The organism is Streptomyces rimosus subsp. rimosus, from assembly GCF_000720725.1.
In the GTDB taxonomy this organism is placed as follows: Bacteria; Actinomycetota; Actinomycetes; order Streptomycetales; family Streptomycetaceae; genus Streptomyces; species Streptomyces rimosus_A.
Window position 1 is genome coordinate 47,527 of record NZ_JOCQ01000049.1, and the last position, 12,981, is coordinate 60,507.

14 protein-coding genes and 1 pseudogene are annotated in these 12,981 nt (G+C 72.6%); 7 read left to right on the forward strand and 8 right to left on the reverse strand.

The window, feature by feature from the left end; translation table 11 throughout:
* Nucleotides 1–52: 52 nt before the first annotated feature.
* The 3 genes from IH45_RS0124460 to IH45_RS0124470 all read right to left on the reverse strand — a co-directional run bounded on the left by IH45_RS0124460 (nucleotide 53) and on the right by IH45_RS0124470 (nucleotide 2,822).
* Nucleotides 53–805 carry an amino acid ABC transporter ATP-binding protein gene (locus tag IH45_RS0124460; RefSeq protein ID WP_078897761.1) on the reverse strand — a complete coding sequence of 251 codons (753 nt, stop codon included), beginning with the start codon at nucleotides 803–805 and terminating at the stop codon, nucleotides 53–55.
* Nucleotides 806–822: 17 nt separating this feature from the next.
* Nucleotides 823–1,767 carry an amino acid ABC transporter permease gene (locus IH45_RS0124465; RefSeq protein ID WP_030672317.1) on the reverse strand — a complete coding sequence of 315 codons (945 nt, stop codon included), beginning with the start codon at nucleotides 1,765–1,767 and terminating at the stop codon, nucleotides 823–825.
* 83 nt (nucleotides 1,768–1,850) lie between these two features.
* On the reverse strand, nucleotides 1,851–2,822 hold the full coding sequence (locus IH45_RS0124470) for an ABC transporter substrate-binding protein (RefSeq protein WP_030672320.1): 972 nt from the start codon (nucleotides 2,820–2,822) through the stop codon (nucleotides 1,851–1,853).
* A gap of 643 nt (nucleotides 2,823–3,465) precedes the next feature.
* On the opposite strand from IH45_RS0124470, the pseudogene IH45_RS0124475 reads away from it, so the two are divergent.
* From IH45_RS0124475 to IH45_RS0124485, 3 genes and pseudogenes are all read left to right on the forward strand, one after another.
* Nucleotides 3,466–4,617 (forward strand): annotated as a pseudogene (locus tag IH45_RS0124475) (NAD(P)-dependent malic enzyme); the annotation flags it as partial.
* Between the two features lie 145 nt (nucleotides 4,618–4,762).
* A complete protein-coding gene (locus IH45_RS0124480) occupies nucleotides 4,763–5,725 on the forward strand; it encodes a zinc-binding dehydrogenase (protein ID WP_030672327.1) in 963 nt (320 codons plus the stop codon).
* A 27-nt stretch (nucleotides 5,726–5,752) separates the two neighbouring features.
* The gene (locus IH45_RS0124485) at nucleotides 5,753–6,373 is read left to right on the forward strand and encodes a HutD/Ves family protein (RefSeq protein WP_032918239.1); all 621 of its coding nucleotides are present in this window, start codon (nucleotides 5,753–5,755) and stop codon (nucleotides 6,371–6,373) included.
* Here the strand turns inward: IH45_RS0124485 and IH45_RS0124490 are convergent.
* A complete protein-coding gene (locus tag IH45_RS0124490; protein ID WP_050515148.1) occupies nucleotides 6,299–7,273 on the reverse strand; it encodes a LysR family transcriptional regulator in 975 nt (324 codons plus the stop codon). The genes IH45_RS0124485 and IH45_RS0124490 overlap by 75 nt on opposite strands.
* A gap of 129 nt (nucleotides 7,274–7,402) precedes the next feature.
* Here IH45_RS0124490 and IH45_RS0124495 point away from each other — a divergent pair, with 129 nt between their 5' ends.
* On the forward strand, nucleotides 7,403–8,014 hold the full coding sequence (locus IH45_RS0124495; protein WP_030672335.1) for a short chain dehydrogenase: 612 nt from the start codon (nucleotides 7,403–7,405) through the stop codon (nucleotides 8,012–8,014).
* A 22-nt stretch (nucleotides 8,015–8,036) separates the two neighbouring features.
* Here IH45_RS0124495 and IH45_RS0124500 read toward each other — a convergent pair whose 3' ends face one another.
* Nucleotides 8,037–8,318: a hypothetical protein gene (locus tag IH45_RS0124500; RefSeq protein ID WP_030672338.1), complete on the reverse strand. Its 282-nt coding sequence runs from the start codon at nucleotides 8,316–8,318 to the stop codon at nucleotides 8,037–8,039.
* 137 nt (nucleotides 8,319–8,455) lie between these two features.
* On the opposite strand from IH45_RS0124500, the gene IH45_RS0124505 reads away from it, so the two are divergent.
* Complete coding sequence (locus IH45_RS0124505; protein ID WP_199810713.1) at nucleotides 8,456–9,235, forward strand: TetR/AcrR family transcriptional regulator; 780 nt, start codon at nucleotides 8,456–8,458, stop codon at nucleotides 9,233–9,235.
* Between the two features lie 25 nt (nucleotides 9,236–9,260).
* Here IH45_RS0124505 and IH45_RS0124510 read toward each other — a convergent pair whose 3' ends face one another.
* Nucleotides 9,261–9,773 (reverse strand): antibiotic biosynthesis monooxygenase, encoded by a 513-nt coding sequence (locus IH45_RS0124510; RefSeq protein WP_234440652.1) that lies wholly within the window; start codon nucleotides 9,771–9,773, stop codon nucleotides 9,261–9,263.
* 86 nt (nucleotides 9,774–9,859) lie between these two features.
* Between IH45_RS0124510 and IH45_RS0124515 the strand changes: the two genes are divergently transcribed.
* Both IH45_RS0124515 and IH45_RS0124520 read left to right on the forward strand, forming a co-directional pair.
* The gene (locus IH45_RS0124515; protein WP_030672346.1) at nucleotides 9,860–10,069 is read left to right on the forward strand and encodes an RNA polymerase sigma factor sigma-70 region 4 domain-containing protein; all 210 of its coding nucleotides are present in this window, start codon (nucleotides 9,860–9,862) and stop codon (nucleotides 10,067–10,069) included.
* The gene (locus tag IH45_RS0124520) at nucleotides 10,069–10,629 is read left to right on the forward strand and encodes a Clp protease N-terminal domain-containing protein (protein WP_030672349.1); all 561 of its coding nucleotides are present in this window, start codon (nucleotides 10,069–10,071) and stop codon (nucleotides 10,627–10,629) included. Before IH45_RS0124515 ends, IH45_RS0124520 begins: the two co-directional genes overlap by 1 nt.
* Before the next feature lie 103 nt (nucleotides 10,630–10,732).
* Here the strand turns inward: IH45_RS0124520 and IH45_RS0124525 are convergent, their stop codons facing one another.
* Complete coding sequence (locus IH45_RS0124525) at nucleotides 10,733–11,617, reverse strand: SCO6745 family protein (RefSeq protein ID WP_030672352.1); 885 nt, start codon at nucleotides 11,615–11,617, stop codon at nucleotides 10,733–10,735.
* A 204-nt stretch (nucleotides 11,618–11,821) separates the two neighbouring features.
* Nucleotides 11,822–12,979 (reverse strand): PadR family transcriptional regulator, encoded by a 1,158-nt coding sequence (locus IH45_RS0124530; RefSeq protein WP_030672355.1) that lies wholly within the window; start codon nucleotides 12,977–12,979, stop codon nucleotides 11,822–11,824.
* Nucleotides 12,980–12,981: the final 2 nt, after the last annotated feature.

Sequence of the window (12,981 nt, forward strand, 5' to 3'; positions counted from 1 at the left end):
CGCCCGTACGTACCGCCCGTCACGTATGTCTCCGTGCCGTTCCCCGGCGGTGTCAGAGCACCTTGGACAGGAACGACTTGGTGCGCTCGTGCTGCGGCTTGGCCAGCACGTCGCGCGGGTGGCCGGACTCGACGACCACGCCGTCGTCCATGAAGACCAGGGAGTCCCCGACCTCGCGCGCGAAGCCCATCTCGTGGGTGACGACCACCATCGTCATACCGTCTGCCGCCAGGTCCTTCATGACGTCCAGCACGTCACCGACCAGCTCCGGGTCGAGCGCCGAGGTCGGCTCGTCGAAGAGCATCAGCTTCGGCTCCATGGCCAGCGCGCGGGCGATCGCGACGCGCTGCTGCTGGCCGCCGGAGAGCTGCGAGGGGTAGTTGCCCGCCTTGTCCTTGAGGCCCACCCGGTCCAGCAGCTTCAGAGCGCGCTCCCGGGCGGACGCCTTGGCCTCGCCCTTCACCTGGACCGGCGCCTCCATGATGTTCTCCAGCGCCGTCATGTGCGGGAAGAGGTTGAAGCGCTGGAAGACCATGCCGATGTCGCGGCGGCGCGCGGCGACCTCGCGGTCGCGCAGCTCGTAGAGCTTGCCGTTGGCCTCCCGGTAGCCGACCAGCTCGCCGTCGACCGACAGCCGGCCGGCGTTGATCTTCTCCAGGTGGTTGATGCAGCGCAGGAACGTCGACTTGCCGGAGCCGGACGGGCCGATCAGGCAGAACACCTCACGGGGCGCGACCTCCAGGTCGATGCCCTTGAGGATGTGGGCCGCGCCGAAGGACTTGTGGACGCCCTCGGCCTTGACCATGGGGGTGGACTTGCTGGTCATGCGGCACCTCCGGCCGACGAACGGTTGACGCCGCCGAACCGGGCCCGCAGCCGCTGGATCGGCGTGGGCGGCAGCTGGCGGCTGGCGCCGCGGGCGTAGTACCGCTCCAGGTAGTACTGGCCGATGCTGAGCACCGAGGTGGCGATCAGGTACCAGACCGCGGCCAGGACGAGCATCTCCACCACGGGACCGGCGTCGCGGCCCACGTTCTGCGCCGACTGCAGCAGGTCGTAGTACTGCACGGCGATGACCAGCGAGGAGGTCTTGAGCATGTTGATGACCTCGTTGCCGGTCGGCGGCACGATCACGCGCATCGCCTGCGGCACGATGATCCGGCGCAGCGTCTTGCCGTGGCTCATGCCCAGCGCGTGCGCGGCCTCCGTCTGGCCCTCGTCCACGGCCAGCAGACCGCCGCGGCAGATCTCCGCCATGTACGCGGCCTCGTTGAGCCCCAGGCCCAGCAGCGCGCACAGGAACGGGGTCATGAAGTCCGACCACTCGTCCTTGTAGATCGGCATGATGTCGATGTACTGGAAGACCAGGCCCAGGTTGAACCACAGGAACAGCTGGACGTAGACCGGCGTGCCGCGGAAGAACCAGATGTAGAACCACGCGACCGTCGAGGTCACCGGGTTCTTCGACTGCCGCATCACGGCCAGGATCACACCCAGCACGATGCCGATCACCATCGACAGCACCGTGATCAGCAGGGTGTTGCGCAGACCCCGGAGGATGTCCGCGTTGAACATGTAGTCGGGTATCGCGCCCCAGTTGACCTTGCCGGCGGCGAAGGCCCGCACGAGCAGGGCGAGCAGGGCGATGACGATCAGCGCCGCGACCCAGCGCCCGTAATGGCGGACGGGGATGGCCTTGATCGGCTCGGGCGCGGGCGGCGGGGCGTCCGCCGGCGGCTGGGCCGGCTTGTCGACGTCAACGGACACGGGTGTTGCCTTTCAGCGTTCGGCGGGAGGGACGGGCCGTGCGCGGGCGGAGCGGGCACACGGCCGGGCGGGGCTCGGCGCGCTCAGCTGCCGCCGTTGAGCTTGACTTCCTTGACCGCGGCGTCGGAGACGTTCCACTTCTTGAGCACCTGGGCGTAGCTGCCGTTCTTCACGATGGCCTCCATGGCCGCCTTGAGCGCGTCGCGCAGCTGCTGCCGGTCCTTGGGCACCGCGATGCCGTACGGAGCGGCCTTGACCGGCGAGCCGACCAGTTCGAAGTCCTTGCCGCCACCGGAGGCCTTGACCGCCCACGCGGCGACCGGGTAGTCGCTGGAGACCGCGTCCACGCCGCCGGTGCGCAGCCGGGTCTGCGCCTCGGTGTCGTTGTCGAAGGCCTCGATGGAGATCGGGCCCGTGCCGGACTCCTCGCACTTCTTCGTCTGCTCCTTGGCCAGGTCGTGCGAGACTGTGCCGCGCTGCACCGCGATCTTCTTGCCGCACAGGGCTTCCCAGCCGTCGATGCCCTGGGTCTTGCCCTTCTGGGTGTAGATCGAGACGCCGACGTCGAGGTAGTCGATGAAGTCGACGCCGTCGCTGACCTTCTTGCCGGTGGTGCTGTCCACGCCCTGCTGGCGGTCCTTGGTGTCCGTCATCGCCGACATGGCGATGTCGTAGCGCTTGGACTTCATGCCGCCCATGAGGGTGTCGAAGGTGGCGTTGTTGAAGTTCAGCTTGACGCCCAGCACCTTGCCCATGGCGTCCGCGAGGTCCGGGTCGATGCCGGTGACCTCGCCGTTGGTGCGGAATTCCACCGGCTTGTACGAGATGTCCGAGCCGACCTGGATCATCGCCTTGTCCTGCACGTCCTTGGGCAGCAGCTTGAACAGCGGCGCGTCCGGGTTGCGGTTCTTGGCCGCCTCGCGCTTCGCGATGGCCGCGTCGGTCTGGTCGCCGCAGGCGCTGAGCAGCAGCAGCGAGGCGGCGACCGCGGCCGCCGCGGCCGCGGCCGACCGAGACCTGCCGGCGGCCGGGCGACGGGTGGGGCTTGCGGTCATGCTGATCCTCCTGCGGATGAGGGAGAAGCCGACTGGCAGGGGCCGGGCACACACCTTCGGGCGTCGCGACCTCGTTTGGTGACGGAATCTTGCCATCCGGACACCGCTATCCGGACTGTCGTACAGGTCAAAATCGGATAACGGACGTAAGCGGAGTGGCGCATGCCAGGTGCCCCAAGGGTGACCTGCGCACGAAGGGGCGCGCGGCGGCGGCCGGTGCGGGCCCGCGTCTCGCAGTGCGGACAGCGCATGGGGAACTTCCAGCGGTTTACGCTGTTCACGGCTATTGCCGGAGTTGTAAGCCGGGGGTAACGAATCCGACTCGTCGGGGCCCGCACCCGTCCGGTAGAAAGGTGCGTTACACCCCTCATCCGGGGCTCAGGGCGCGTGTGCGGCGCGCCCGGCGTCCGTACCTCCCCCCGCGGGACGGCCATCCGTCGCGCAGGGCACGGACGCGGTGCCCGCCCACCCCGACCAGGGAGTGGTCACCCTCAACTGACAGACGAATAAAGGGGTTGAACCAGTGACAGCCAAGACCGCCCAGTCCCACAGCGGCGGCAACACGCAGACGAACGCCGGCACCGGCCAGGACGCCAAGGGCGCGCCCGGGTCCGGACCGGACGGCGGCGACGAGCGGCAGTGCCAGGACCCGGCCTTCCTCCTGCACCGCGGCGGCAAGATGGAGATCCGGGCGACGGTGCCGGTGCGCGACCGCGAGGACCTCTCCCTCGCGTACACGCCCGGCGTCGCCAAGGTGTGCAGCGCGATCGCCGAGGAACCCGAGCTGGTGCACGACTACACCTGGAAGTCCCAGGTCGTGGCCGTGGTCACGGACGGCACCGCGGTGCTCGGCCTCGGTGACATCGGCCCCGAGGCGTCCCTGCCGGTGATGGAGGGCAAGGCGATCCTCTTCAAGCAGTTCGGCGGCGTGGACGCGGTGCCGATCGCGCTCGCGACGACCGACACCGACGAGATCGTCGACACCGTGGTGCGGATGGCGCCGTCCTTCGGCGGCGTCAACCTGGAGGACATCTCGGCGCCGCGCTGCTTCGAGATCGAGCGCCGGCTCCAGGAGCGCCTGGACATCCCGGTCTTCCACGACGATCAGCACGGCACCGCCGTGGTCACGCTGGCCGCGCTGCGCAACGCCGCCCAGCTGACGAACCGTTCACTCGGCCAGCTGCGCGCCGTCATCTCCGGCGCGGGCGCGGCCGGGTTCGCCATCGCCAAGATCCTCGTCGAGGCGGGCATCGGTGACGTCGCGGTCTGCGACCGCAAGGGCGTCGTCACCGCCGACCGCGACGAGCACATGACCGACGTCAAGCGCGAGCTGGCCTCCTTCACCAACAAGGCGGGTCTGTCCGGGTCGCTGGAGACCGCGCTGGACGGCGCGGACGTCTTCATCGGCGTCTCCGGTGGCACGGTGCCGGAGGAGGCCGTCTCCAAGATGGCCAAGGACGCGCTGATCTTCGCGATGGCCAACCCGAACCCGGAGATCCACCCGGACGTCGCGCACAAGTACGCCGCGGTGGTCGCCACCGGCCGCAGCGACTACCCGAACCAGATCAACAACGTCCTGGCGTTCCCCGGCATCTTCGCCGGCGCGCTCCAGGTGCGGGCCACCCGCATCACGGAGGGCATGAAGCTGGCCGCCGCCGAGGCGCTGGCCTCCGTGGTCGCCGACGACCTGAGCGCCGAGTGCGTCATCCCGTCGCCGTTCGACGAGCGGGTCGCCCCGGCGGTGACCTCGGCGGTCGCCGCGGCCGCCCGGGCGGAGGGCGTCGCGCGCCGCTGAGCCGAGGCCGATGCCACCGGAAGGGTCCCGCCGCCGTGCGGGGCCCTTCCCTCGTTGTGCGGGGCCCTTCCGTCGTTGTGCGGCGCGGCGCGTGTCACACCCCGGCCCGGTACCGCCCGGCCCCCGCGCGCCCTACGTTGGGATCATGTTTGCTGCCTACGCCGCCCGCATCGACCGGGACCAGCCGCTGAGCGGCCTCGAACTGGGGGAGCGCCCGGCCCCCGAGGCGCGTCCCGGCTGGACGACCGTCAACGTCAAGGCCGCCTCCCTCAACCACCACGACCTGTGGTCGCTGCGCGGCGTGGGGCTCGGGGAGGAGGCGCTGCCCATGATCCTCGGCTGTGACGCGGCCGGCATCGACGCGGACGGCAACGAGGTCGTCGTCCACTCGGTCATCGGCCAGAGCGGGCACGGCGTCGGCCCCGACGAGCCGCGCTCCATCCTCACCGAGCGCTACCAGGGCACCTTCGCCGAGCAGGTCGCCGTCCCCGCCTGGAACGTGCTGCCCAAGCCGAAGGAGCTGTCCTTCGCCGAGGCCGCGTGCCTGCCGACGGCCTGGCTGACCGCGTACCGCATGCTGTTCACCAACGCCGGGGTGCGGCCCGGGGACAGCGTGCTCGTCCAGGGCGCGGGCGGCGGCGTGGCCACCGCGGCGATCGTGCTGGGCGCGGCGGCCGGGCTGCGGGTCTTCGCCACCAGCCGCAGCGAGGACAAGCGCAAGCGCGCCGTCGAACTGGGTGCCGAGGCCGCCCTGCCCACCGGCGAGCGGCTGCCGCAGCGGGTGGACGCCGTGATCGAGACGGTCGGCGCGGCCACCTGGTCGCACTCGGTGAAGTCCCTCAAGCCCGGCGGCGCCCTCGTCATCTCGGGCGCCACCAGCGGCTTCAACCCCGAGCGCACGGAGCTGAACCGGATCTTCTTCCTGGAGCTGAAGGTCGTCGGCTCGACCATGGGCAGCAAGGACGAACTGGCCTCGCTGCTGAACTTCTGCGCGGCCAAGGGCGTGCGGCCCGTCATCGACACGACGCTGCCGCTGGACCGGGCGCGCGAGGGGTTCGCGAAGCTGGCCGAGGGCGAGATGTTCGGCAAGGTCGTCCTGACGGTCTGAGGCGCGCGGGAGCGGGGAGGGGTGCGGGTGCGGGTGCTGCGCGCGGCCGGCCGTACGGCGTCGGCCTGGAGCAACGGCGGCGGCGTGACGCGGGAGATCGCCGCCGCGCCGCCCGGCGCGGGCTGGGACGCCTTCGACTGGCGGGTGAGCCTGGCCGAGGTGGGCCGGGACGGCCCGTACTCCGCGCTGCCCGGCGTCGACCGCGTCCTGACGGTGGCCGAGGGCGCCGGACTGGAACTGACCGTCGACGGCACCCGCCACCTCCTGCCGGGCCACTGCCCGTTCGCCTTCCCCGGCGACGCGCCGACCGACTGCCGCCTCCTGGACGGGCCGGTGGTCAACTTCAACGTGATGCTGCGGCGCCAGCGTTCGACGGCGACCGTGGAGCTGACCCGCGACCGGTACGCCGCCGAACCGCGCCCGGCCACCGCCCCGCGGGAGCCGGCCGAGGAGCGCACGCGGCTGATCGTCGCGCTGTCCGGCCGTACGACACTGGACGGGTACGCGCCCGCCGCGCCCCCGGTGTCGCTGGAACACCACGACGCCGCCCTCCTGCGCGCCGACGCGGGTGTCTCACTGCGCACGGACGGCGTCGCGGCCATCGTCACCCTGACGGTACGGACGGCGGCCGGCGCCTGTACGGACTGAGGCGGTGGCCGGTGCCGCGCCCGTGACCGGGGCGTCCGCCGCGCCGCCGCCCAGGGTGCGCCGTGCGTGGTCGGCGAAGGCGGCGGTGGCGGGGTGCGTGGCCGTACGGGGCCGGGCCAGCAGGACCGTGAGCGGCCCGGCGTCGGTGATCGGCAGGTACCGGACGCCCGGATGCGGATGGCTGTGCCCGGTGGCCTCGGCCGTCACCCCGGCCGCCTCGCCGGTCGCGATCGCCGTCAGCCACTCGTCCACGTTGGCGACCTCGAAGGTGCGGTGCGGCCGCCGCCCGGCGGGCCATAGCTCGGTGCTCGTGGTGCACGCCGTGGCGCACAGCGCGATGGTGTGGTGCGTCAGATCGGCCAGCCCGACGGCGTCGGCGCCGGCCAGCGGGTCGCTCTCGCACAGCGCGGCCATCCGCCGTTCCTGGTACAGCGCGACGGTGCGCAGCGCACAGTCGTCCGCCGGGAGGGTGCGCAGGAAGGCGAGATCGACGGAGCCACGGCGCAGCTCGGCCTCGGGGTCGGCGAGCCGGTGCACCTCCACCGGCGCGTCGGGGCGCGTCCGCCGCCACTCGCGCAGCAACGGCACCGTGTGCCGGCCGAGCGCGGCCCAGACGAAACCGACCCGCAACGGCCGGGGCCCGGCCGTCGCCTCCGCGAGCGCGTCGTCCAGCTGGATGAGGATGCGGTGGGCGTGCTCGTACAGCCGCCGTCCGGCCGGGGTGAGCCGCAGCCGGCGGGTGGTCCGCTCGACCAGCGAGGTGCCCAGCCGGCTCTCCAACTGCTCCAGCGTGCGGGACAGGGCGGGCTGGCTGACGTGCAGGGCCGCCGCCGCGCCGGTGATCGTCCCCTCGTCACCGATGGCGGCCAGCGCGCGCAGGTGCCGCAGCTCCACGTTCACCGCGCACCTCCGTACGGGGCCGGGCCGGGACGCCCGGGTCCGCGCCGTTCGTCACTCATAACCCCCGAGCATAAATCGCCCGCAGAAGGTATTTCCCTCCCGTGCGCGGCCCCGCCTAGCGTCCTCCGTATGAAGATCCTCCTGATCGGCGCGACCGGGAAACTGGGCACCGCCGTACACAAGACGCTGGCCGGACGCGGCCACGAGATCATCACCGTCGGCCGCAGCGGTGGCGATCTGCGCCTGGACATCGGCGACCCGGCGCAGGTCACCGAGGCGTACGAGCGCGCCGCCGAGCGGGCCGGGACACTGGACGCGGTGGTCAGCGCGGCCGGTGACACACCGTTCAAACCGGTCGCCGAGATGACGGCCGAGGACTACGCGGCGGGCTTCCGCGGCAAGGTGCTCGGCCAGATCGAGCTGGTGCGCCAGGGCACCGCCCGCATCTCCGCACGCGGCTCCTTCACCCTGATCACCGGCGTCCTCGCCCGCGACCCGATACCCACCGGCAGCGCGGCGGCGATGGCCAACGGCGCGGTGGAGTCGTTCGTACGGGCCGCCGCGGTCGACATCGCGCCGCAGCGCGTCAACGCGGTGAGCCCGACCGTGGTCACCGAATCCCTCCCGGACTACGGCGCCTTCTTCCCCGGCATCGCGTCGGTGAGCCTGGAGCAGGTGGCGGCGGCGTACGTCCGTTCCGTCGAGGGCGGGCAGACCGGGCAGGTCTACGAGCTGACGTGACGGCCGCGGGGCGCCGGGGCGCTCAGCCCGCGTGCGTGCCGGTGTGCGTGCGGGCGGCCCCGGCGTTCCGGTCGCGGGCGAGTGCCTTCTCGCGCCCCTTGTCCAGGACGGCGAGCAGGGCGAAGGCCGCCACGATGACCGCGCCCGAGGCGACGTAGTTCCAGGGGGCGTCGAGGTAGTTGACGGGCCGCATCGGGGTGCCGTGGTCGTCGCTGATGACCCGGTAGAGGATGGCCGCGGGCCCCTCCCAGAAGCCCGCGGTGAACACCAGGATGGACAGCAGCCGGTACCAGGCTTCGTTCATGGTCGTCTCCCCGTTTCCGTGACGGTGTTTCCTCGTGCCTTGGATACGACCGTATCAATAAAGTCGGGTCGATGTCTTGACTGTGCGGCCACTGTCTGATATTCGTCACGCTTGGCGTGGCGCGGTACCCTGGTTCCGTGCGTGACGAAAAGACGACCGGGTGCCGGGTCTGCGGTACGGGGCTGCCCGCGGCGGTCCGTGGGCGGCCACCCGCGTACTGCTCGCGGAGCTGCCAGGCGAAGGCATACCGGCGGCGCAGGAAGTCCCGTACGGCCGACCGTCCCGAAGGGGCCACGGCCGCTCCCGGACCACAGCCCCCGCAGCCCGAGCCCCCATCGGACGGCGCGCGGGAGCGGCGCCGGCGTCAGGTCGCCGAGGCCGTCTGGCGCATCGCGGCCGGGCGCGGACTGGAAGCCGTGAGCATGCGTGAGGTCGCGGCCGAGGCGGGGGTGTCGCTGCGGGTGGTCCAGTACTACTTCGGCAGCAAGCACCGCCTGCTGGTCGAGGCGCTGCGGATGCTGCACGAGGAGAACGACCGGCGCGCCCGCGCGCGTATGGCCGGCCTGTACGAAGGCGGCGACCTGCGGGCCGTCCTGCGCGCCGTACTGATCGAATTCCTCCCGCTGGACGAGCAACGCGCGCTGGCGCTCCGCGTGTTCACCGCGTACTTCGTGCGCAGCCTGGCCGACCCCGCGATGGCCGAGGTGTTCCTGCACGGCGAACAGGCCGTGGAGTCCCTGGTCGCCGACCTGATCCGGGGGATCGGCGCGGTACGGCCCGGCACCGACCCCGCGCGCGAGGCGGACCTGCTGGTGTCGGGCGTCACCGGGCTGGGGATGGACGTGCTCCACGGGCGCCGCACGATGGCCGACGTACAGGCCACCATCGACTATCACCTCGACCGGATCTTCACCTGACCGGCCAGGGGGCGGTTCGGGCGCCTCAGGGGGCCGGGGCGTTCACCAGGCTCCTGTGCAGCCGGGCCGCCACGTCGCCGCCCGCGAACTCCCGCCAGGAGGCGGTGTCCGCCCACTCGGCGAGGTTCAGGACGCGGCTGCCGTCCTTGGAGAGGTGGAGGTGCGCCCCGAGGAGCCCCGGTACGCGTGCCCGCTCCAGCGCGTCGATCACGAGGTCGGCAAGCGTGTGCTGGGCCGCCGGGCCGGTGGTGGCGAACGTCGGAGTGACCAGTAGGCCGGGCTGCCGACCGGCGGTCCCGTCGGATACGTAGCTGCGGTGGCGCGTGTACCGGGTCACTCCCGGCCGCCGAATGCCGGGAATCGACTCATCGATACGGCTGATGGTGGCAGGCCGCCGGTGGCGTACCCGCGCCCGGTGCGCGTCGTCGTCCGTCCACTGCGCGTAGTTCAGGACGTGGCTGCCGTCGTCGCTCAGGAAGGTGCTGAGCGACAGCAGCGCGTCGGGGCGCGGCTGCCCCTCCCATGCGTCGAGTCCCACGCGTCGAGTACGGAATCGGCGGCGCGGCGCGGCCGCCGCGTCAACCGCTATTGACACCGTCCCGCACGTCAACCTAAATTGACGTCATGAGCGAAGCAACGAAGCTCGCCGAGCGGGCGGGCGATCGGGACCCCCGGATCGGGCTGCGCGCCGTCGCCGCACTCCGCCGGCTGCTGGAGCAGCTGGAAGCCGTACAGGTGCGCAGTGCCCGCGTGCAGGGCTGGTCGTGGCAGGACATCGCCGCCGAGCTGGGAGTCAGCAGGCAGGCGGTCCACAAGAAGCACGGGAGGCGTTGATGTTCGAACGGTTCACGGCGAGCGCCCGGGACGCGGTGCGCGGCGCCACCGCCTACGCGGTACGGCCGGGCCCCGGCACGGTCGGCGAGGGCGAGCTGCTGCTCGCCCTGCTGGACGGCCGGGGCTCCCCGGGCGCCGAGGCGCTCGCCGCCCTCGGCGTACGCGAGCGCCGGGCGTCCGTGGAGCGGTCGGTGGACGAGGCCCGGCGCCGGGGCGGCCTGACGGCCGCCGACGCGGAGGCGCTGGCCGGGCTCGGCATCGATGTGGCGGAGGTCGTCTCGCGGGTGGAGCAGGCGCACGGTGCGGGCGCGCTCGCCACCTCCGGCCGGCCCGCGCGACGCGGACGCTCGCTGCGAAGCCCCTTCGGCGATGAGGCCAAGTCCGTACTGGAACGGTCGCTGCGCGTCGCGCTCGGCCGCGGGGACAAGCACATCGGCGACGAGCACCTGCTGCTCGCCATGGTGGCCAAACCGGGCCTCGCCGCGTCCGTGCTGGCCGAGCACGGGGTCACGCACGCGGACGTCATCCGGGTGCTGGCGCGGCGGGCCGTGGCGGGGTGAAAGGGCGTGCGGCCCGCCGCGGGGTGCGGGCCTGTTCCGTACGGGGGCGCCGCGGCGCGGCCGGGTGCCGGGCTCCGTGTGCCGCGCGCCGTACGCCGGTCCGCTACGGGTACGCGACCTTCACCGCGCCGATCCCCAGCGTCCCGTGCCGCGGCAGCAGCCCGGCATCCGAGATGGTGCCCAGCAGCGGATTCAGCAGCTGGGCGAGGCGTTCCGCGCGGGAACGGCCCAGGGCCCGCCAGGGCCCGGCGGCCAGCCGGTCCGTCATGCGCTCGACCTCGTCGCGGCCCTCGCGGGCCCGGTCCGTGGGGCTGCCGTCCGGAGCGATCCAGCCGCGCGCCGCCAGCCGGTCGTGCGCGGCGCTCCACTCCTGCGAAGTCCAGCCGCGGCTCCTGAAGTTGGCCTTCGGCGCGGCGCCGATCGCGGCGAACGACACCAGGGCCTCGCACGGTTCCAGGTCGTGGGTCAGCAGGGCCGCCAGATGGCCGTCGCCGCGGTGCTCGCGCAGCACCGTGATGGCGTGCCAGAGCGCCAGGTGCGGCGCGTCCGGCCAGGGCAGGTCGCGGTTGGCCGCGGCCAGCGGGCGGGCGGCCATGGAGGCGTTCTCGGCCGCCTGGCGGGCCAGCCGGGCCGCCTCGGCGATCTGGTCGGCGGAGATCCGCCCGGTTCTCATCAGGCCGGTCAGTATGCGGTCCACCGCCTGCAGCCGGGCGTCGAGTATCTTGCCGGGCGCCGCCGTCGACCAGATCGCCGGAACGTACCGGGCGATCATCCGCGGGCTGAAGCTGTAGAACGTCGCGGCCACCAGGTCGGGGCCGGCCGCGCCGAGCGGCGCCGTACGCCAGGCGAAGTAACTGGGCCAGCGCGAGTCGGTGTCGTAACCGAGGGCCGCCGCCTCCTCGAACGCCTCGGGTGCGAAGTAGAGAAGGGCATGGACGGGCTCCAGCTGGCGCCACATCCGGCGGGCCACCGCGGGGTATTCCGACATCGCGTACCTCTTGGCCTTCAAGATCCGTGTCGACAAGGAGAGTTGACTGTAAAGGCGGACACGGCCATAGGTCTGCGATTTCTCGCGGCAGGACCCGTCGTCGGGCAAAAAGCCGTGCGAGGGTCTGAGTTCCCCGATTACGGCGGGTGAATCCAGACCCTCGCGAGCAACTGTGCGTAATCGCCGTGCGGTACGGCGCAGGAGTCAGCGCGGCGGTTCCTGACCGGCCGCATATGCCTCCGGGTCACGCAGCAACGCTCCGACGTGCGCAGCAGTTGCGGACAGACGGCTGCGTACGTCCTTCAACTGCGCCGCCGTCACGCCGTGATCGCGCGCGGCGTCCCGCAGGTCGTCGCGGAACCGGTCCAGCAGCCGGTCGAAGTCCCGCGCGGGGTCGCCCGAACCGGGTTCGGAGGCCCACGCGGGCTCGGCGGGCGGTCGGCCCGCGGCCGCCGTGCGCGCCGTGCGCGTCGTGCCGGAACCGTCGTCGCCGCCGGGCCGCGCCGCGGCGTCTTCCTTGGTGAGGCCGACGCCGCCGCCGTCCTCCGGCGCCTGCCCGGCGCCCCCGCCCGGCCGGTCCGCGCCCGCCGCCCCCTCCGGCCCGACCGTGAACCGGCCCACCTCGCGCGAGACTTCCGACAGCGCCTCGCGCAGGGCCCCGGCCCAGTCGCCGGTACGTACGTGTTCCTGGGCCTGTTCCTGTACGCGCTTGATGGCCTCCTGGACCTCTTCGCGCACGAACGACCGGGCCTCCCGGGCCTGCTTGCGCGCCCGCTGCGCGTCCTGCTTCGCCCGCCGGCTCTCCTCCTTCGCCCGCCGGGCCTGCTCCTTCCACTCCTCCTTGGCGCGGCGGAACTCCTCCTTCGCCTGCCGCCAGGTCTCCCGGTCGCCGTACCGGCCGTCGAAGAAATCGGAGGCGTCCGGAAAGCCGTGCTCCTCGCCGCCACCGTCACCGCGCCCGCCGCGCCGGCCCTCCCGCGCCTGCTTGGCGGCCTCCCGCATCTCGCGGCGCACGTCCCGCGCCGAGCCGCTCACGTCCTCCCGGATGTCGGACGCCAGCGCCGCGACCGACTCCCGGATCTCCATCTCCAGGTCGGCCAGCTCGCCGCCCCGGTCCGCCAGTTCGGCGCGGCCCGCCGCGGTGATCGAATAGACCTTGCGGCCGCCCTCGGTGGTGTGGGTGACCAGGCCCTCGGCCTCCAGCTTGGCCAGCCGCGGGTACACCGTGCCGGCGGACGGCGCGTACAGCCCCTGGAAGCGCTCCTCCAGCAGCCGGATGATCTCGTAACCGTGCCGCGGCGCCTCGTCCAGCAGCTTGAGCAGGTAGAGGCGGAGGCGGCCGTGGGCGAAGACGGGGGGCATGA